The organism is Bartonella sp. AP11XZML (genome assembly GCF_042196445.1).
Classification (GTDB): domain Bacteria; phylum Pseudomonadota; class Alphaproteobacteria; order Rhizobiales; family Rhizobiaceae; genus Bartonella.
This window is the reverse complement of the sequence record NZ_JBHIQF010000071.1, coordinates 1-20,133: the sequence shown is the minus strand read 5'-3', so window position 1 is coordinate 20,133 and position 20,133 is coordinate 1. Positions and strand designations below refer to the sequence as shown.

Sequence of the window (20,133 nt, the reverse complement as noted above, 5' to 3'; positions counted from 1 at the left end):
TGCTCCTTTAATGAATGATTTTTGTTATGTACTTGTTGAGTGCGAGGTCGTACTCACAAACTTCAATAATTTCTTTGACTTTGCGACCTGAGGAGGTTTTTTCAATACTCAAAACTACATCAATTGTTTCCGCTATCAGTGATTGCATGGAAGCAATGGTTACTTCTGATATTAATTGTTGGATTCTTGTTAATCCTGCTGTTGCATCATTGGCGTGAACAGTTGCTATTCCACCTGGATGTCCAGTATTCCAGCTTTTTAACAAAGCTAAAGCTGCGCCATCTCTTACTTCGCCAACAATAATGCGATCTGGTGCCATACGCATAGTCACCTTTAACAACCGCGTCATATCAATATATTCCACAGCTCGAAATGTTACAGTATTAGGTGCAGCGCATTGAAGTTCAGCTGTATCTTCAATGATTACAAAGCGCTCTTCAGGAAATGTATCTGTCATTTCCTTTAAGATTGCATTCGTTAAGGTAGTTTTTCCAGTTCCTGTTCCACCCACAACAAGAATATTTTTATGATCTTTAACAGCAACATTTAAAAGCGATCTTTGATGTGGAGTAATGATGTTTTTTGCAACATAGTCATCTAAAGTAAAAATTTTCGTTGCTTTTTTTCGAATTGTAAATGTTGGGGCGGAAACGATAGGTGGAATTACCGCTTCAAAGCGGCTTCCATTCATTGGTAATTCGCATTCAAGAATAGGATTTTCTTTGGTAATTTGCGTTCCAAGAGCTGTAGCTACTGTTCCCATAGCGGCTTCTGCCCTATGCGCATCCACCATGCCGACAGCTTTTTTAGGTTCTCCCAAATGTTCAACCCATAATGTACCATCAGGATTTAACATAATTTCTATGACTGTAGGATCATCTAGGTAACCCCATATCTGCGGTCCAAATTCAAAACGCAGCTTCTCAATGAGACGTCTATTTTGCTCTGAACTTCGTCCACCTTTAAATGCTGTAACAGCCATTCTCCCATCCCCGCTTTTAAGAATATACCCCGTTCACTCTAGATAATGAGAAGAATGTAAAACTTAAAGCTTTTTAAAATAATGTCGGCATAATAATTTAAAGATTAAATTTGAACAACAAAAATATCTATCGTAATAGCAAAAATCCACATTCCTGTTACTTAAATTCTATGGTTTTTTATTAAAGAGAATGACCTTTATCGCGCGCAAGATCTATACCTATAGCTTTAGCTTGCATTTTTTCATAAAGTTTTCGCATCACCTTCATATTGTCCCTCCGCACATCAATGATTGATTTCTCAACTGATGTTAAACGCGCTTTGTCCAGATTTCCTAGTCGTGTATAATGAGACGCCATTGCTTTTCGCGCTTCATCATAAGGCAATCCTCCTTTACGATGCTTTGGTAGACTATGTCCTCTATTTATCGCATCATATTTCTCAGAATTAGAAACCAATTTTATGTGATCTTTAACAACATCTATTTCAGTTAATGCTGTTTCAAGGCTACTGGCCATAGCTTTACTATTAGCATACCGAAGCAAATCATCCTTTATAAGATCACTCTCCGTATCAAGAAGCGATGATAAATCCCCACTTTTTCCAACATTACGAATATGATCACATAGATTATTTCGCACATTGTGTAATTTTTGAGATACTAATGTTTTTTCAAGATCTTGTACTAGTATACTTTGTTGTAAAAAAAGCTCTTCTAATTTATTAGAAATGATGACCTCCTATTACAACACCTTTATCTAACCAGTCCGGGCCATATTTTTCATCAGCACTTTTGGTAGAAAATCCCATATCTCGTATAAATTGCGCTCCACGTTGATGTCTAAGAAGTAAAAGTGCATGTGCTGGATATTCAGCCATCGCTAACCATTCCCAAGTTGCTTTGTTATCATTCGCCTTGGAAGCTGCTTCTGCTTCAACCATATAGATACTGTTTTGAGAAAGACCACCTGCTCGTAATTCCTCGCGTTCAGCATCAGTCATATAACTTTTTGGTAATTTATTTTCCATGAAAACCTCCTTATCTTAGTGTATGTTTACATATTAATTTAAAGGCTAGATCTGAGCAATAAAAAACAAATCCTCTACCTAACTAAAACTCACTTTCAATTTCGCGATTTTTTCTTTCTCTATATGAAGCTGCGTTGGGATTTTGAGAAAGTTTTTGTTCTCTATCCTGCAAAATATGAGATCTTACACGAGAAATCATAGCTTTATCACTTGAATTAATATTACGACCATTGAGGGTAGTTGCTCTTTGGCGAAGTTGATTAGCAGCTTCACGCTCTTCATAAACATATTGATCATCAAGTGCTGTTGTTGGGTCATCAATAGCAAATTGGTCCTGCATATTTGCAAGTGTTTGGAGTCGCTCGGACATCACTCTTGCTTCTATTTCGGCAATTTTCATTTTAGATGTAAAATCGCTTCTGGCTTTATCACTACCATGTATTCTTTTGTAATCGTCCCAATCAGAAAATTTGTTCTCTTCTTTCTGAAATTCCGGATAAACTACTACTCCTCCAACATCTGCTGCCGCATTATAAGCAGCGGTAATTCCAACATTGGTTCCTTTTTTTCCATTAGAAAGTAATTTTTCTTGCGAAGCATGATCATTATCCGCAACAAACAAAATCACGCGATCTGGATATTTATCACGCATTACTCTACCTACATTTTTTAAATTTCCAGAGTCAAAAGCCGCTACAACTGGCATATGAGTCATTTGTGCTACAGAAAAAGCTGTTGCATATCCTTCCGCAATAAGGATAGGATTTTCTAAATCATTATTAAGGGCGGATATTCCTACATTATTAGAACCTACAATCGTAAAACACTCATGTTTTTTCCCATCTTTCATAAAAGATTTAAAAGTAGGATTAACCGTCTGAAGGGTACTTAAATTATTATTTTTATCCCATATTGGAATAATTAAATCACCTGCCAAAAATGTGCGGATATTAGGATTGCTTTTTTTTATTATTTTTGCTTCCTCAACTGATTTTGCAACTCTCACCCCTTGTTTTTTAATGTCCTCTGGAAAATCATCTGGAACCTCTCTTAAATCACTCATCTGATTTATACCTTTAAGCTTACAATATGCATTATCTGGAGTTGCTATTTTACTAGCCTCCCATATTTGTGATGAAAGTATCGCTGCATTATTTTGTTTTTCTGCAATCTCTTTTCTTAAAATTTCTTGTCGCTCTTTAGCTTCTATGGCTAATCTTTTTTTTTCTTCTAAAGATAAAGGCGCCGCAGACTTTTCAGGTTTCCAATAAATTTTGTCACCAGTGCGAAAATTTTGAATATAGCCACCATCCAATGAGGAATAACCAATATAAGCCCCACTCTTTTGAGTTTTTTTATCATTTTCAACGGAAACTCTATGCAATTTTCCATCCATAAGTGGATTCTCAACAATTAAACCAGCAGAACGAAGCGCCTCCTTGAACTGTTGTTCTATCGGCAAAGTTGTGTTTGGTTCTGCATCTCCATGAGAAAACCTAGCAAAACCTTTTTCAATTAAATTTGTACCAGCAGGAACATACCAAGATTTTGCATCTTTATCCCACTTAGCTCCAGCGGCTTTTGCCTCTTCTTTTTGTGAATAAGGAACATTCAAAAAAATCTTTTCTGTATTAGCTAGTTCACGATCAGTGTTTATCGATATAAATGACTCTTTCTCAGCCTCAACAACTTTGACTGTTTCTAATCCTATTATGAAATTTTTGATTTTTTCTGCTTCAAAAGCCGCTCTAAAAATTTCTTTTGGATCATTCTGCATAGCTTCAATCCATGAAGAAACATAGGAAGCGTTATGACTTGGATCATAACCTATATTCAATTCCTCTCCAATCATAAAGGAGGCAATAGTTGTTCGAAGCTTTTCTTTGGCATATCCAGAAGACCCAACAGGATACATCATGTCACGATTAAGTCTTGAAAAATGTCCAGTCCAATGTCCAAGTTCATGTAATGCTGTAGCATAAAAATAATCACTTGAATCAAATTGAGATTGTTTTGGTAAAAAAAGAGTATCATTATCACCACCACGATAGAAAGCATGATTTCTATCATCAATATCAATTTTTGCGCCTGATGCGGTTAAAAGTGCTTTTGCTCGTGCATGTCTTACCTCTTCCGATAAAATAGGACGTGGTTCCAATGGAGGTAATCCATCAATTTGTTCACCATTAAAAACTTTTGCTAAAAAAATACGGGGGTAAGAAAGTTTTTCAAACTTCTCATGTTTTTTTCCATCATCATCATAAAAAGAGACCTTTTCATTCTGTTTCCAATAAATAATATCCGTACTTTTCATACCTTTTTTAATTCTACAGTCCATTTCATTTGCCTGCTGATATGTAAGCCAACGTGGATCAGTATATTTTTGGCTTGCAAGCCAAAGATTATTAATACCATTATAATTTTTACCTGTTTGTGGATTATAAGGAGATCTCACACATCCGGGAGGTAATGGTTGCTGCCATGGTGCTGCTCCTTGTTGAAGCAGTTTAATAAAATAATCTGTTACTGTTTTTGCATAATCAAAACTCATCACTCCCCCCTATATCATTAAAATTATCAATTTCAGATGGATCTGTAATACACGACGAATCCCAAGCGTCTTCTTCTGAAAGGGCTGTTTCTAAAAAAACTCCATAGCTTTCTGCTTCTTCTGAATCCAACTCAACTTGTATTCCGGGTATAAAAACATCATTTAAAACTGTAGAAATTACATGACATACTTGTATTCGCGCTTTTTTCATTATTAAAATCTCAATTCTTAAAAGTTAAAATGGGTTTAGCAGCACCGATAATATTCATAATCGAAACAGCTCCAAAATAACGACTATCAAAACTTACAGGATCAAAACTTGAAACAAACCAAGCATATCCTTCTTCAACAAGGTATTTTCCATTTGGCATACTTGATATCCCCCCTCTTCTTTGGCTATTTTTCAATAAATGACCATTAACACTGATACCTTTTTCAGTTATGTTAATCACATCACCAGAAAGAGCTACTAATGGTTTCAAAAAAGGAACAGACCCGCTAGGACAAGCTCCAGATTGAAGATATCCTTTTTCAATAAACATCTTAACGATAGGTACATCTGGAGGACAAACCTCCATAAGCTCCCCCCTTCGTACTTCTTTTTGAAAATAATTAACTTTCCAAAGACCTACAGGCGCCGAATGCGAATAATTAATTCTGAACCCTTGGGAAACGGCAAATAGAAAAAAACATGCAAGCGTAATAGTACATAAAGTAAGAATGGCCATAGCTTTTTTCATAAGAGAACAAAGCCTTTCTTATCTTCTTTGCTTTTATTTCTCTCATGCAAACGATCTGTAGCAGGAGGAGAAATTTTTGACCTTTCTGAAAAAACTGGATCTAAAAAATAAAGAATTTGTGTTCCTCTAATGACGCTATTTCCAGCTACAAAAATAAGCATTTCCCCAGGTTCAACAATATTCCCAGAATTATCTTTTTTTGCTCCAGGCAGGCGCATGATTTCATCGGGCGTCATCAATGGGCGGCGTGTTTCTTCATAAGACGTTGAAACCTGTTCAAGTGCCATACCAAAACGTTTTCCAGAAGTGGAAATCTTTTCGCGAACAACCGTCGTCTCTCCCGCCATTTTACTCATCCATTCGGCTGTTTCGACTTTATTAGGAGCGTAAGCAATACGAATATGACAATTTGAAATAATACTTTCATTTGTAGTGTAAGCTTTGTAGAGCTGTTGCACATCTTGAGTGATGATATAAGCTTTAAGCCCGTACCCAGCAATGTAGGCAAGAGCCTTTTCAAAAATTTCCAATTTTCCCAAAGTTGGAAATTCATCAAGCATTAAAAGCAAACGATGTTTGTGATTGGTTTTGGATCTTCCATCATCAAATTCCATGCGATCTGAAAGAGAAAGAACCATTTGGGTCAATAGCAATCGTGCTAATGGTCTCATTCTATCTAAATTACGCGGCGTTGTAATGAAATACAGTGAGACGGGATCTTCTGTATCCATCAAATCACTAATATAAAAATCACAATATTTTGTGTTTTCACCAACAATAGGATCACGATAAAGAGACAGAGCATTATTTGCCGTCGAAATAATAGACCCTAACTCGCGTGCTGGTGTTCCAGCCATACGACGACCAACACCGTTGATAACAAGTTTTGCTTCTTTATCTGCATCCTGAAATAGAGGATCATCACTTTTTATATCAAGATTTTCCATTTCATGAAACAAACTAGAAAGCGCTTTTGGATCACCGTCTTCATCAAAATCATCATTATTTTCAATAACAGTAGCAAAATCTCCTACTCCCGTTAACATGTGTGCACAATCTTGCAAACAAGGTATACGTCCAATTTTTTCTGCCTTGTAAAGAGCATGAAGAATGAGACCATTCAAAAGTTCAAAAGCCGCTGATCTAAAATGATCACCAGCAATCCCTTTTCCATCATCATCAATAACCATTAAGGCTATGTTTTGTGCATCCGCTACTTGATAACGTGTTCTGAAACGAATTTCTCCTAATGGATTCCATGAACATCCAACTTTTGGTTCTGCCGGATCAAATCTTAGGATCTTATTCCCTGCATACTTTTTCCGCCATCCAGCAGTCATGGCATAATTTTCACCTTTTGTATCAAGAACAAAAAGACTGTGTGGCCAACTCAAAAGAGTAGGTACTACTAAACCAACACCTTTACCAGAACGTGTAGGCGCTAAAGCTGCTATATGCTCTGGTCCATCATGACGCAAATAATGCAACATTCCTGTTTTTGGATCAGCAAATGCTCCACAATATACACCCTCTCCTTTTTTTTTATGTGGTATAAGCCCCATTTCTTGAATTTCATCAAAAGTTGCAAAATGCGCTGTTCCATGTAAATCATCGGTACTTTTGTTACTCCTTGAAGAAAAACCAGCCCAAAGAGTAAAACCAACAAATCCAATCAAAAGACCAGCACAAAAGAGAACAAATATTACATTACACTGACTAGGAGCATAATCATAAAATTTAAAAACCCAAGAAAACCAAGAAAAGGGCGAATACACTCCTTTAAAATTGGAACCAAGAGAAACACTATAATGAAAAGTATGTGCTAAATATTGTGTACAAAATTGATTAAGGAGAATAAAATATACAATGAATAAAAAGATAAATATCAATCGAGATTTTCTTTTGGGTATATGTGTAGATTGATTTCCCAATTTTCCCCCCTTATTCATTTTTAATGTATATATCAATATACTAAATATAAAAAATAAAAATATAATATCTCTTAAAGAGAATGACCTTTATCGCGCGCAAGATCTATACCTATAGCTTTTGCTTGCATTTTTTCGTAGAGTTTTCGCATCACCTTCATATTGTCCCTCCGCACATCAATAATTGATTTCTCAACTGATGTTAAACGCGCTTTGTCTAGATTCCCCAATCGTGTATAATGAGATGCCATTGCTTGTCGCGCTTCATCATAAGGCAAACCGCCTTTTCGATTTTTCGATAAACTATAAGCCTCATTTACAGCTTTATATTTCTCAGGATTTTTTACAAGCTCCACATGCTTCTTAACAACATCTATTTCCGTCAAAGCCGTTTTAAGGCTATTGAACATTGCCTTGCTATTGGAGTACCTAAACAAGTCACTTTTTATTATGCTATGCTCTATATCAAGAAGCGATGATAAATCCCCCCTCTTTCCAACGTTACGAATATGAGTACACAAATCATTTCGTATATCACATAATCTCTTAGAGGCTAATGTATCATTTATTTTTTTCACATAGCCTTCTTCGCGAGACAAAATCCGTTCTAATTCTTTAGAAATAATGACCTCCTATCATAACACCTTTGTCTAACCAATCTGGACCATATTCCTCATCCGCATTCTTTGTAGAAAATCCCATATCACGTATAAATTGCGCTCCATTTTGAGATCTAAGAAATAAGAGTGTGTGAGCTGGTAAATCAGCCATTGCTAACCACTCCCATGCTGCTTTGTCATCACCAGCATGATCTGCTGCTTCTGATTCAGCAAGGTAGATACAGTCTTGATCTAAACCGCCTACTCGTAATTCCTCACGTTCAGCATCCGTCATATAACTTTTGGGTAATTTCTTTTCCATAGAAAACTCCTTTCTGTAATGCTTATTTATATTTAATTTAATGGTTGAATCTGGTCAATCAAAGTGTCTCTAATTTTTTATAGAAAGCCGTTTTTTAATCCTAAAATAAGTAGCATGAGAAATCCCTGTTTTTTCCTTAACAATGTTGGAGGATAGGCTCTTCTTAATCAGTGCAATTGCCATCTCTGTCTTTGGATGAAACTTTCGACCAAATTTTACACCTGCTGCCATCGCAGCAGTCCGTCCATCATTGGTACGCTCCAAAATACGTGCCCGTTCAGCTTCTGCTACAGCAGCTAAAATTTGAATGACCATTTTTCCCATCGTTCCTTCGGTACTAAGACCATTTTCCAGAAAACGAATAAACACACCCTTCTTGTAACAACTATCAACGATAGAGATCATATCAGCAGTATTACGCCCAAGTCTGTCCATTTTTGTACAGAGAATAGTATCATCTCTTTCTGCTCGATAAAGCAACCGTTGCAACCCTTCACGTTTATCTGTAGAACCTGTACTTATATCAGTAAATACACGGTCTTCGCGTACTCCAGCATTTTGAAGTTCAGTAATTTGAAGAGCTAATTTTTGTTGATTAGTTGATACTCTCGCATAACCTAGAAGTGCCATTTTTGTCTCATAAATCTTTTTAGATACAATTTTTATATCATAATATAAATATATGATTTATGATACATATTTTTTGCTATTTTGGAATATATCAAATATTATAAGTTTTGAGACAAACTGTCCCATAGAAAGGCGTAGTTTTAAAATAGCAAATTTTATTAATAGGACTCTACTTTCTGCTCATTAATACAACAACAAAATCAGATTGACTAATTGCGTAACTAGTTAAATGAGATGCTGTACCTTCTAGCCTGAACCTAAAAAAATTAGTTAAAATATTTGTTTAGAATGATGATTCTAATCATTAAAAAAAACAGTTGACAAAGAACTTTTTACCAACATCCTGATCCCCAATAAACAGCATAATCCAATCACACCAGAAAGAAGGAACAACTTTCCACCCGAAGTGTGACCTAAAACAAATGCTCCAACAAACGGCGCCACCAACATCGCTGAATTTTGGATAGACTGTACCCATCCAGAAGCAATCCCAATTTGTTCATTGAAATGGGTTACCAGATAAATGTTAGAAGATATGAAAAAGCGAGCACTGACCATTCCAATAAGGAAAAAACAAAGCAACAAAGTCTCAATATGAAGTAAATCAAAGTAAAAAAAGCACACTGAGATAATGACAAAACAAACCATTGTTGACATGGCTGGCATTAACAACTCAGATATTTTTCCTGTAAGGGGGTTATGCTTTGATTTTTTCACACGCCAAAACCCATAGAGAAAATTACCAATCGCTGAAGCAGATACCAGCATTCCAAGAGTCTGTTTATTCATTTTCATTGTGCTGAGAATAACGGGCAACTGATTATTCACCATAAAGACCATGGCAAAATAAATGAACATCACCCCCACATAGGCATACCAAGCTGTCCCATAAAGCCTCTGCTGTACTTGCGTGGTATTCGCTTTTTTTATTCTTAGCGACGAGACAAGTTGTGCACCAATACAACAAAACACAATAAAGCCTAGGAATGTCAAAAATCCCGAAAATAATAAAGTATAGGTATCTGATAAAAGTACAGACAGAGCACTCCCCAAAGCGGGTCCGATCATCTTTGCTGCGCTACTGATCATGTTAAGCACAGAATAATAATGGTTCCGTTCTTTTTCAGGAACAGAATTTGCACTGAGAACAGAAATTGCTGGAATAGCAATACTATTGAATGTTGCTCGAATGACTGCCAATATAATAAATCCTTGCAGACTCGTCGCCATTAATAAAACGACAGTACATAACGCCCGCAACAGCAGTGATGCCCGCAACCAATGGATCATATAATGGCTACTTACCAGCATTCCAATTGGCTTAGACAGAACTATTCCAGGTAATAATGTTACCGCTCCAATCAAAGCGACATCATATTGATCAGCTTTCCAGTAAAACACAGATACGGTCAAAATCACTATATAATCAATCCAGCCCCCAAATGACACTAAGCCATTACCCAATAAAAGCATAAACAAGCAATTTTTTTTTGTTGCATTTACTTGTGCCAAAATACGACTCCTGCTTTTTCATCAGCAATGCTTATTGGATTATTGATTTTTTCTTGCGCCATAAAGGCATTAACAGCCATCTTACAAACTCGGTACTGGTAAGCCATTAAAAGAATCTGCTACAAATACACATCGCGACGAAGATAAATTATGTAATACACCTGCCATATAAATAGCTGTTTTTCCTCTAAAAACACCGCAATCAATAAGATCGCTTCAATATCTTTAGCCGTTTTAATTAGAATGTCTGGCTCATAAATTGCGTTAATCAATATTTTTCAAGAAGATTAAGATATATTTCATTTTTAATCTCCCACATTGAATCACACCAAAAAAATAATTCCAAAATTTACCAATTCACGACAAAGCGTCACTTTCGATTCATCGTTCAATTTTCCTGCCAAAGAAACAGGAGTAAACACTTCATAATTTTTAGCACAAATCGATTCAACTTCATCTCGACAAAAAGCAGGCAATGATAAACTTGAAGGTGTAGAAACGAGAGGTTTACCTGGATGGATTGTTGAGCTAAAATAAACAGATATGTGTTCTCCGTCCTCATTCTCTCGAATGCGCAAATTTGCTCCTAAACGCACCTGTAAATGTGTTTGGCTATTAATGTTATGCGCATGGACCAGAGATGCCAATCGTTCGTCTGATATTTCATGTTTTGTGGCGTTGTAAGCAATTTCAAAATCAGATAATATCTCTTCAAATGGCACTCCTGCCATTCGTTTTAATAGATCCTTCGTTAATTTTTCTAATGTGGTCTGCTCGCTAAATGGAAAAACATTCTTGCGTAAGTCACCAACATGTTCGGACATTAAGCGAATAAAACCTTCCAACACCTCAAAAATCTTAATCGGTTGCAAACCAAAAGCCATGTGCAGAGAATAATCATCTAGGCACTTAGCAACATGAGGAGTGCCGGCAGGAATATACAGAATATCTCCTTTTTCAAGAACAACTTCAATTTCAGGTGCTAATAGTTCATCTTCAACAAGAGAGCGCTGCATAGGCAAAGTAGGATTTTCAACTAGTTTTTCCCAAACTTTCCATGATTTTCTGCCTTCCAGTTGCACAACAAAAACTTCCGTTGTGTCAAAGTGAGCTGGTAATCCTTTGAAATTAGCACCAGTCAAAAATGGTTTTGCAAATGCATATCCACCAAAAATCTGCTCTAATTGTTTGCACAAAATAGAAATTTTTGGATGTCTTGCGTCAAGTTCTTCTAGCTTAAGCGTTGCACCTGTCTTAAATTGTTCAAGAATAAATTCTCGTTGTGTTATAGCTTGACCATTATAAGTTGGAATATTTATCGTAGCACCATTCTTAGATATTCTCACAAAATTATGCAGTGAACCCTCTCCCGCGATTAGATAACGATCAAAATCACGTATCGAGAACAGAGAATGTAACTTACTGGCAGATTTTTGTATTAATGGTTTTTTTTCAAAATAATTAGCTAAAAAAGCTTGGCGTCCAACTGGACCTATAATCTGGTCAATCATACATATCTCCCCCCCAACGAATAAAGATGACGGCATCTTCCGATACCATCATCTCTTTGGAAAGCCTTAAAATAAAACGTGCTGTGCAGAAGCTAAGGCTGCTGATGGTACAAATTTAATATCTTCTTTATTAAGAGACATGTCTACTCCTCCTTTTTAAATTTAATAATTAACACATTCGATATAATCATTTATCTTATACAACTGTCAATCTAAAACTTATACTATTTTCAAAAGTATTTGCCATTCTTATGCCCTTATTATTTTAATTTATGTATATAGAATACCTTATACTACGGTATTCTATGAAAAAACTAAGCCGTCTTTTAAAATTAATAAGGAAGAGAAGCCATCGGATGCCCTCGCCAAGCAGGCAAAATGATATCTTTTGTCACCATTATATTGAAATTATAACCAGGACGAATAATAATTGTTGGCTGAATACCTAGATTTTTACGTGTCATTTCAATACCGACTTCGCCCCATTGTCTACCAAGCTCTGCCGCTAACGTTTCTTTTGCTGTCTCTGTTTTACTATCATCATTACCTGTCTTATGTGTTTTTTGAGACAATTGTGAAGCTCCCGAAATGACAGAAAGTAAAAAAGCATTACCAAAGATTTTTAAATAATGATTATTAACCTTATCCTTAAATCCAGCATAACCAGACTGATCTGTCCCCGGCATATTCCCAAGAGATAAAGAAGAACCATCAGGATAAATAACTCTCGACCAAGCAATAAGCGCTCTTTTTTGACCAGTAGATACACGACTATCATATGTTCCTATCAGCCTCGAGCCCATAGGAATTAAAACATTTTGACCAGTAGTGGAATCGTAGATACTTTCTCTTACTTGAGCTATAATTTGTCCAGGCAAATCACTATTAATACCACTTATCATAACACTAGGAATAATGGTTCCAGCCTTAATCTCAAGACTTGCCTTGATAGCTTCTTGACGCGTATTTTTTAAATAAACTGCTGCTTCTGGAGATTGAGATAAAAAAGCAATTTTTTGTGATTGCATATTAGGATCATGTCCTCCATCACCATTGTACAACGATGAGTTAGCGGATAATCCAGATCGACCCAATAAATTTTCAAGAGTTGCTTTTTGCGGATCTTTATCTTGAACTTGAGACTGATTTTGCATCTTTGAATTGATTGTAAAAGAAACCATAGGATCAGAATCTAAAGCAGCCTCCATTTTAGCAAAACGCCTCTCTACAATATGTGTTAATAATCTCTTTTGTGTTTCATCTTCTTCATCTACAGTTTCATCGAGCGGCTTTTGTTCTGGATCTTTTGTTAGCAACTGCTTAGTTTCAATTGGTTTGGTTGACTGTGCTGGTAAGANATTAGATTGCTGTCGCAACATAAAAGTATATGTAATACCAAGCAGAGCAAAAAAAATGATACCTATAGCACCTATAAAAGGTATATTGTTTAACCGCCGTACACCTCGTCCTTTGGGTTTTACAGAAAAAAAATCAGGAGATTCAGAAGGACTACTTTTTTGATCGTTTTTCACCCTTTACCCCCATCATCTACACGAGCAATAAAAGGAGCGGCTGGTACAATATTTCCAGTTTTTAAACGAACATAATGACGCGTTATTTCAGTTAAACCATATTGTGCCACCAATACTATACCTTGATCCAAGGGCATCACTTTGTAGGTTAAATTTATACCCATGTTTTTATGTTTTTCTGGTTGATCTGTATAAATTACACCATAGCCATTCCTTTGTAGAAGATTGACCAATAAAGATGTAAACTTATCTTCTGTATCATTTGTTTTTACAATAAATGTTGTAGTTGCAGGTGGTAAAGGATCTCTAAGATAGCGAACAAAATCACTAGTAATTAAATTTGCGTCATTCTCCGTAACATTTTGATCAACATAATTGACCAACAAAGATGAATGACGACTTATAGACGTGCAACCAACTGTCAAAGCAAGAGGTAACAGCAATAAATATTTTAACATTTTAACGCCCCCTAATAATTGTTACTCTCTGCTGAGAACTTCCTACACCAGAAATCATAGCTACTTTGCTAATAACGGCATCAACAACATATCTATTTCCAATAATGCGATAGTTTATTAATCTTTCACTAGGCTTTTTTAAGAAGCCACCATCATCACCAACAGCAATTAAAGCAGGCGCCATTCCTCTAATTCCATCACTAGGTAATTCAATGTAAGTTTTAAACCCATCTGTATAAACACGTCTCGGATACCATTTAATTCTTCGATCACTAATCGTGATACGAAAGTTAAAATCGAGAGCAGCTAAGTTTTGACCCGTTGGTAATGTAGTACGGCTTTTATCTGTAGCTGCTTTATACGCAGACCAATCTTGATCTGTATCATCAGGATAAATAAAAGAAAGAACAGGAATTGAAGAACTTTGCGTACTAGCAAGTTTGATCATATAAGTACGGCGATCCGTCGTAATAAAGAGATTTGTTGTTAAACCAGCATCTACAGGCTTTACAACAACATAAGTTGTTTCTGCGGCTCCTACACCACTTACCGTGGGACTAATTTTCCATCTTACAGTATCACCAGCATGGAGAGAATTTATAGTTTCTCCCGATTGTAACTGAATCGTGCAAACCTCTAATGGTGTACACACCAATGTAGGCAAAGTAGCTCCATAAAGATATCTAACACTGCCGTCGCCAGAATATATAGGTCTTTTGGGATTATTCTTCCATTGATTTGCTAATCTAATTCCCCATGCTTCCTTATCAGTAAGATGTATTCTTTGAGGAGAAACAAAATTAATATTGTGTGATACATCTGTTGCCAGAGCTTTTGATGTTACAAAAAACACTGTACTTATAAAAATAAATTTCTTAAACATAAAATTCCCGCTTTACGCTTTACTATGATTGTTTTTAAAGTCTTGGCGTCCATGCAAATTGTTTAACATATAACCCAATAGGGTTCAGCATCATTTGCTTTTCAGTTTTTGGTATTGCTAAAATAATTGTAGCGGTAGCTTGCCAAAGTTTACTATCAATAATAGCTCCTGATCGTGCTCTTTTCTTTTCAGTCCATTCAATTTGCCAAGTATCATTAGAAACAGGAACAATTGCATTAACTTGAATTTCTACTGTCTCCATTGAAGCACGTGAATAAGGATCATTTTGTTTATGATATTCAACAAGCATAGCATATGCTGGTGATTGAGGTAAGGTCATTGAGTATGTCTGGTTTATGAGATCTTCTTCTGCTCTCATATCAACATAAACAGTACGTGCCCCAATCAGCCAATTACGTAATGCCGCCCGAATATGGGTTGCATTTGGTTTAGAAGCAACATTTGCCTTTGATAAATGCGTTACCTCACCAACCGAATTGGTTTGCACTATATAAGGAACTATAGTTTCTTCATTTGCTTTCCAAATGAATGCCCCTACTGACATTGCAGTAATAATAATCATTCCAAAAGTTGCTAGACGCCAATTATTAGCGGACTTAATATAATCCCCATACCTTTCCATCCATTCTTTACGCGCTATAATATAGGGATTAGAGGGTTTGTCTTTTATAGAATCTTTGCTTGTTTTCACAGTCCCCCCCCCTTAATTATAAAGTTAAACAGCTCTCTTTAAAGATCAATTAACTTTCTTATGAAACATTTTTCGTTGAATGTGAAGAAAACAATTCCGACTTATCCATAAAATAATTATCCAAAATCAAAAAATATATATTTTTTAACTAAAAAACATACTTTAAGTCTCTACTTCTTTATCTGAAATATTTTTAACACTGTTTTTTGTAATCTTGACTTTTATGCCTTTTTTCCAATACCCAGCTTGAATAAAACCTCTCTTTGTAGTTTCCTTGACAAAAATTTTCTGATTTTTTTCAAAAAGAAGATAATTCTTTCCTCTAATTTTTCTACGCCCTACATAATTAAATATGGATTCTTCACCGTTCCATGCAACATAAGGGAAATTTTCAGTATATTTATTTCGCTCTTCTATCCACTCTTGTAGTGAATTATCAATGTTATCTCTGTTGTGTTGCTTCACTTCATTCTTTAAAGCATTTAAAATAGGATCATCAAAGACAACATTCATATTGTGAACACCGGCCAATTTAGCAACTTCTTGTTTAAATTCTTCTGTACCATTTAATACAAGTGGCTGATCTTTAAATTTTTCAACAGCAAGACTTAAAGCAATATACGCAGATCCAGTAGTAAACATTTGTGCATGAACTTTCTCACCAGCATCTATAATTATCCCTCCATCAACAGTCCTATATAGAATATTTCCATTTTTTAAAAAATAAGGATTTAGATCTTTACGTAGAAAAGCACCTGTTTTCAAAGCCGTTTCCGCAGTTAATAAATTATCAGACAAAATAGCGCGACGTTCATTCATGGAATGCAAAACATCCATAGCATCTTTATCACCAATATTTGCTTGCTGATGTAACCAATCGCGCCAATTTGGAAATTTATTTTCTTCCAATTTTTTTTTAATATTTTTCTGAGTTTTTCTTAACTCTTGCTGTTTAAGTGCTTTTTGTAATTTCAATTTATTCCGAAGCGTAGCACGTGCACTTTTAGGCATTAATTTCAACAAAGAACTCTGTTGTTTATACCAAACAAAAATTTCATCATAAAAAGCACACTTCTGCATCCGTAATATTTGATATTTTTTCTGTCTTTCTAAATTACTTATCTTTTTCTGCTCTTCATACCGAGCGTATAAACGTGTCTTAGCTTTACTGCTTTTTCCATAAGGAAATGGTTTATATTCTTTATGCCCTGCTGACCTTACGACTCTATAAGGACCCATTATTTTTTCAAGAGAAGATAAAGATAATCCTCTATCACAACTGCTAGCTTTCACCCATAAATCAAGAAGAGGAGATCCTATAACTAATCCATTCCCGCGTTTTTTTATAACGAGACCATGATCGGCAAAACTTTCATGGAGTTCTGACCAATCTGTAAAATTAAATTCTTTAATTATTTTTCTCACATATGTTGTGAAAGATTCTATCCCTGTTCTGTATTCAAAATCTTTTCTTTTTTGCTGTTTCGTTTTTTCAATATCTGGGATTTCATCTTCAAGAAACTGTTTTTCGTTCCCATGTGGCGTATTGATCAAATTATATTCCTGTTCAATTTTTTGACAGGTTTTCATAAGTGTACGCTTATCAAAAAAAGGTTCATGATTACGAAAATTTTCGGGATTTATTTTATTGATGGCAATGTGAACATGGAGATTATCTGTATCTTTATGGATAGCAGAAATACGTTGATGATTTTCATAACCTAATGCTGCACAAAATTTATCTTCAATTGCATAAAGTATTTCTCTCTCTGGAGTTTCTCCAGCTGGAAAAGATAATACTAGATGATATGTTTTATCAGTCTTTGATTTTTTATTTTGATCTTGAGTTTTTAAAATAAATTCTGTTGCCATAACAGGGTCGTCTGTATGACAATTTGTAACTCTTACTGATGCTACCTTTTTACTATTTTGTATATTGCTATCAAGTATATAATCAGATGTAAGTTTCCAATCTCTTGGCAAAACTCCACCATCCAAATCCATAATATAACGAGCCAATCGTGCCATATTAGATGTTGCTTTTTTTCTTTCAACACGCTTAGCAATCATAGTTCGGATATTTTTTCAAAAATTTGTTTTTGGAGTTCACGAAATGCTACCATCATTTGATCTATATCTTTTGGTATTCCCCCTTTCCCGTTATTTGTAACTAACCATAATTTTAATAAACCAGCTACTCTCCCTAAATCGCCTTGTAACTTAGTGAGGTCCTTTACCGCCCCATAATCTATATTTGCTTTTACGGGTTCAAGTTGTCCAGTAGTGCGCAGATAAGTAGAAATAGACAAACCTGTCTGTTTTGCATTTTCTTCTATGCTTTCTTTTTCCTCAAAAGTGCACCAAACACTTAGTCTAAATTTTCTTGGCCGTGTCATTTTCCCCCTCTTAAATTGCGGATGCAATAAAACCTCGTAGAGCAAGATACGTTGAGCATTTTATGCGAATAAGTTGAGTAATGTTAGTTGCGTAGCGCTACATTACACATCTTGCCGTTTTCTTAAAGAAAAACTTTTATAAAAATTACCAAAATATCCCTTTAATTGACAGTTCTATTTATTTTTTGTAAAGATTTGAAAAATTTTGTAAAGAATTATAAAAAGTTGGTAAGTTAATGAAAAAAAAACAGAATGGGGGAAAATGCGAATAGTCTTTCTAGCCAACAAAGATTTAATTTTAAAATCCATTAAAGAAGGGTATTCCCTAAAAGAAATTTTAAGAAAAAATCCAAATTTAAATATTTCATATGACGCCTTAGCATCATATGTGCGAAAATATTTTAAAAAGAATCTTGAGACTACTGCTACATCAGATTTATCAGTAAAAACTCAATCCAAAGAATCTACTTCTGCTAATCCTATTACAACACAACAAAAATCACGTACATTTATACACGATACAAACAAAAAATTAGAGGATATGATATGACAAATATTCACATGACCTTACAAGGTAAAGGAGGAGTAGGAAAATCATTTGTAGCTAGTCTTGTGATGCAATATTTACTAGAAAATAAAATAGACGTGAAAGGTATAGACACTGATCCTGTTAATCAAACTTTTGCTAACTATAAAAATTTTAATGTAAAGCATTTAAAACTTCTCGAGCAAAGCGTAATTATTCCCCGTAATTTTGATACTCTTATGGAAGAATTGCTTCATTCTAATTGTCAATATGTTATTGATAATGGAGCTACAACATTTTTACCTCTAGCCTATTATTTAAAGGAAAATGAAGCTTTTGATCTGTTGGCCGCTGCTAAAAAGAATGTAATTATTCATACAATTATCACTGGTGGACAAGCACTGGCCGATACATTATCTGGATTATTTTCCATATGTACCCAAATTCCAAAAACAGCAAATATCGTCGTTTGGAAAAATGAATTCTTTGGTCCCATTACAGCTAATGGAAAAAACTTTGAAGAAATGAAAGTATTTGAAGAAACTAAAGAAAGAATTTCTGCTATTGTTACAATTCCACAACAAACATCTAGCACTTTTGGGGAGGATATAAAAACAATGCTTGATAAAAAATTAACCTTTAACGAAATTACAAATTCAAACGAATTCAGCATTATGGCCAAAAGCCGCTTAGCACGCGTCAAAAGCATGTTATTTGACCAGATAGCTATTATTCCAGGAATATAAAATGTCCGTTGATATTGATGCCATTCGGCAAAAAATAACTAAAGAATTTAATCAACTTGTTCCACCAAATGATCCAATTCTCATGACTGTTTTTTTATCTGATATAATGCTAGATTCAGCTTTAAAAACACTTCACGAACATCAAAATCAAATGATCAATTACATTTTAACTGCACGTAATGCTATGGTAGAGGAAGAAAAAAAAACAGCTGGAAAATTAATAACTGAAGCAGCCACATATATAAACAAAGAAATCAACCAAGAAATGAGTAAAAACTTGAATTATATTTCTGAACAAATGAAATCATATGAAATCTCGTTATCCAAAGTGTCTGCTATAAAATCAAGTGTAGATGATAATATGGAAAGATTTTTAAAAAAACTCAGAAATTATGGAATATTAATAGGTGCTAGTTTATTAGCAAATATTCTCTGTTTTTTTGCTCTTATAATCCATTATTATATAAATTAATATTTTTTAAATCACTTGAAAAAAGTACAGACTTTTTAAAATTCTTATTCAGTGTTAATATCTCAAAATGGAGCCGCATCTTTATGATACGGCTTTTTTTATACCTAAAAAGCAGGCGTCCCCCTCGCCTTTATCTTATTTACGCAACATCCTCATACTCATGACGATAATAATCATCTTCACTACCAAATCTTGGAATAGCCTCATCATGAATTTGATCATCTTCAGTTAAAGAGGCGGCGCTATGAATACAAGAATCGCCAGATACATAAGCACCACAAACCACGGCATCATCAACGACATAGGAATAATCACAAATATAAGCACCATCACTTATTTTTGCATTGCCACCGACATGAGCATTATCACAAATAACAGATGAATCAGAAATATGAGCATGTCCACTTACAGAGGCGTTATCATAAATTTTTGCATTACCTTCAATTACAACAGCGTTTTGAATATGGGCGTTGCCATAAACCTCACAATAATCATTTATTGTCATGCCTTCAAAAATAGCGTTGCCATAAATTTGTGCATCACCATAAACGTCTACAAAAAAGCTTTTCACTTTACCATTTTCATAAACCCTTGCATTTTGAAAA

At 35.0% G+C, this 20,133-nt stretch carries 21 protein-coding genes and 2 pseudogenes; 3 read left to right on the top strand and 20 right to left on the bottom strand.

From position 1 onward, the window contains the following. Positions 1-7: 7 nt before the first annotated feature. The 19 genes from trbB to ACFIMG_RS06685 all read right to left on the bottom strand — a co-directional run bounded on the left by trbB (position 8) and on the right by ACFIMG_RS06685 (position 17,784). Positions 8-982, bottom strand: coding sequence for a P-type conjugative transfer ATPase TrbB (gene trbB / locus ACFIMG_RS06775; RefSeq protein ID WP_375621673.1), 975 nt, complete (start codon positions 980-982; stop codon positions 8-10). A gap of 181 nt (positions 983-1,163) precedes the next feature. Beyond that, positions 1,164-1,622 carry a hypothetical protein gene (locus ACFIMG_RS06770; RefSeq protein WP_375640490.1) on the bottom strand — a complete coding sequence of 153 codons (459 nt, stop codon included), beginning with the start codon at positions 1,620-1,622 and terminating at the stop codon, positions 1,164-1,166. Positions 1,623-1,704: 82 nt separating this feature from the next. After that, on the bottom strand, positions 1,705-2,010 hold the full coding sequence (locus tag ACFIMG_RS06765) for a hypothetical protein (protein WP_375621675.1): 306 nt from the start codon (positions 2,008-2,010) through the stop codon (positions 1,705-1,707). An 82-nt stretch (positions 2,011-2,092) separates the two neighbouring features. Beyond that, positions 2,093-4,561: a zincin-like metallopeptidase domain-containing protein gene (locus ACFIMG_RS06760; RefSeq protein WP_375640489.1), complete on the bottom strand. Its 2,469-nt coding sequence runs from the start codon at positions 4,559-4,561 to the stop codon at positions 2,093-2,095. After that, positions 4,551-4,772 (bottom strand): conjugal transfer protein TraD, encoded by a 222-nt coding sequence (locus ACFIMG_RS06755; RefSeq protein ID WP_208438664.1) that lies wholly within the window; start codon positions 4,770-4,772, stop codon positions 4,551-4,553. Before ACFIMG_RS06755 ends, ACFIMG_RS06760 begins: the two co-directional genes overlap by 11 nt. A gap of 10 nt (positions 4,773-4,782) precedes the next feature. Further along, positions 4,783-5,301: a conjugative transfer signal peptidase TraF gene (gene traF, locus ACFIMG_RS06750; RefSeq protein ID WP_375640488.1), complete on the bottom strand. Its 519-nt coding sequence runs from the start codon at positions 5,299-5,301 to the stop codon at positions 4,783-4,785. Beyond that, the gene (locus ACFIMG_RS06745; RefSeq protein ID WP_375678741.1) at positions 5,298-7,232 is read right to left on the bottom strand and encodes a type IV secretory system conjugative DNA transfer family protein; all 1,935 of its coding nucleotides are present in this window, start codon (positions 7,230-7,232) and stop codon (positions 5,298-5,300) included. Before ACFIMG_RS06745 ends, traF begins: the two co-directional genes overlap by 4 nt. A 71-nt stretch (positions 7,233-7,303) precedes the next feature. After that, positions 7,304-7,639, bottom strand: coding sequence for a hypothetical protein (locus tag ACFIMG_RS06740; protein ID WP_375640485.1), 336 nt, complete (start codon positions 7,637-7,639; stop codon positions 7,304-7,306). A 205-nt stretch (positions 7,640-7,844) separates the two neighbouring features. Then, entirely contained in the window at positions 7,845-8,150 is a 306-nt protein-coding gene (locus tag ACFIMG_RS06735) for a hypothetical protein (protein ID WP_212112443.1), read from the bottom strand. A 69-nt stretch (positions 8,151-8,219) separates the two neighbouring features. Further along, positions 8,220-8,780 (bottom strand): recombinase family protein, encoded by a 561-nt coding sequence (locus ACFIMG_RS06730; RefSeq protein WP_375640484.1) that lies wholly within the window; start codon positions 8,778-8,780, stop codon positions 8,220-8,222. 297 nt (positions 8,781-9,077) lie between these two features. After that, a complete protein-coding gene (locus ACFIMG_RS06725) occupies positions 9,078-10,292 on the bottom strand; it encodes an MFS transporter (protein ID WP_375640482.1) in 1,215 nt (404 codons plus the stop codon). Between the two features lie 81 nt (positions 10,293-10,373). Beyond that, positions 10,374-10,499, bottom strand: a complete 126-nt coding sequence (locus ACFIMG_RS06720; RefSeq protein WP_375678744.1) for a TylF/MycF/NovP-related O-methyltransferase — start codon at positions 10,497-10,499, stop codon at positions 10,374-10,376. Between the two features lie 116 nt (positions 10,500-10,615). After that, the gene (locus ACFIMG_RS06715; RefSeq protein ID WP_375640481.1) at positions 10,616-11,803 is read right to left on the bottom strand and encodes a JmjC domain-containing protein; all 1,188 of its coding nucleotides are present in this window, start codon (positions 11,801-11,803) and stop codon (positions 10,616-10,618) included. Positions 11,804-12,135: 332 nt separating this feature from the next. After that, positions 12,136-13,335, bottom strand: a complete 1,200-nt coding sequence (locus ACFIMG_RS06710; protein WP_375693589.1) for a TrbI/VirB10 family protein — start codon at positions 13,333-13,335, stop codon at positions 12,136-12,138. After that, on the bottom strand, positions 13,332-13,793 hold the full coding sequence (locus tag ACFIMG_RS06705) for a hypothetical protein (RefSeq protein ID WP_208438659.1): 462 nt from the start codon (positions 13,791-13,793) through the stop codon (positions 13,332-13,334). Before ACFIMG_RS06705 ends, ACFIMG_RS06710 begins: the two co-directional genes overlap by 4 nt. Before the next feature lies 1 nt (position 13,794). Next, positions 13,795-14,676: a P-type conjugative transfer protein TrbG gene (gene trbG, locus ACFIMG_RS06700; protein WP_208438658.1), complete on the bottom strand. Its 882-nt coding sequence runs from the start codon at positions 14,674-14,676 to the stop codon at positions 13,795-13,797. Positions 14,677-14,710: 34 nt separating this feature from the next. Beyond that, entirely contained in the window at positions 14,711-15,388 is a 678-nt protein-coding gene (locus ACFIMG_RS06695; RefSeq protein ID WP_208438657.1) for a VirB8/TrbF family protein, read from the bottom strand. A gap of 162 nt (positions 15,389-15,550) precedes the next feature. Next, positions 15,551-17,458, bottom strand: coding sequence for a TraI/MobA(P) family conjugative relaxase (gene traI / locus ACFIMG_RS06690; protein ID WP_375678743.1), 1,908 nt, complete (start codon positions 17,456-17,458; stop codon positions 15,551-15,553). Continuing rightward, complete coding sequence (locus ACFIMG_RS06685; protein WP_375640477.1) at positions 17,455-17,784, bottom strand: plasmid mobilization protein; 330 nt, start codon at positions 17,782-17,784, stop codon at positions 17,455-17,457. The genes traI and ACFIMG_RS06685 overlap by 4 nt, the downstream gene beginning before the upstream one ends. 253 nt (positions 17,785-18,037) lie before the next feature. Between ACFIMG_RS06685 and ACFIMG_RS06680 the strand changes: the two are divergent. The 3 genes and pseudogenes from ACFIMG_RS06680 to ACFIMG_RS06670 form a co-directional block, all read left to right on the top strand. Next, a pseudogene (locus ACFIMG_RS06680) lies at positions 18,038-18,334 on the top strand (TraK family protein); the annotation flags it as partial. After that, the gene (locus tag ACFIMG_RS06675; RefSeq protein WP_375621684.1) at positions 18,331-19,056 is read left to right on the top strand and encodes a conjugal transfer protein TraL; all 726 of its coding nucleotides are present in this window, start codon (positions 18,331-18,333) and stop codon (positions 19,054-19,056) included. The pseudogene ACFIMG_RS06680 and the gene ACFIMG_RS06675, both read left to right, overlap by 4 nt. 1 nt (position 19,057) lies before the next feature. Continuing rightward, positions 19,058-19,528 (top strand): hypothetical protein, encoded by a 471-nt coding sequence (locus ACFIMG_RS06670; RefSeq protein ID WP_375621685.1) that lies wholly within the window; start codon positions 19,058-19,060, stop codon positions 19,526-19,528. A 139-nt stretch (positions 19,529-19,667) separates the two neighbouring features. Here ACFIMG_RS06670 and ACFIMG_RS06665 read toward each other — a convergent pair. Beyond that, positions 19,668-20,133, bottom strand: a pseudogene (locus ACFIMG_RS06665) (hypothetical protein); the annotation flags it as partial.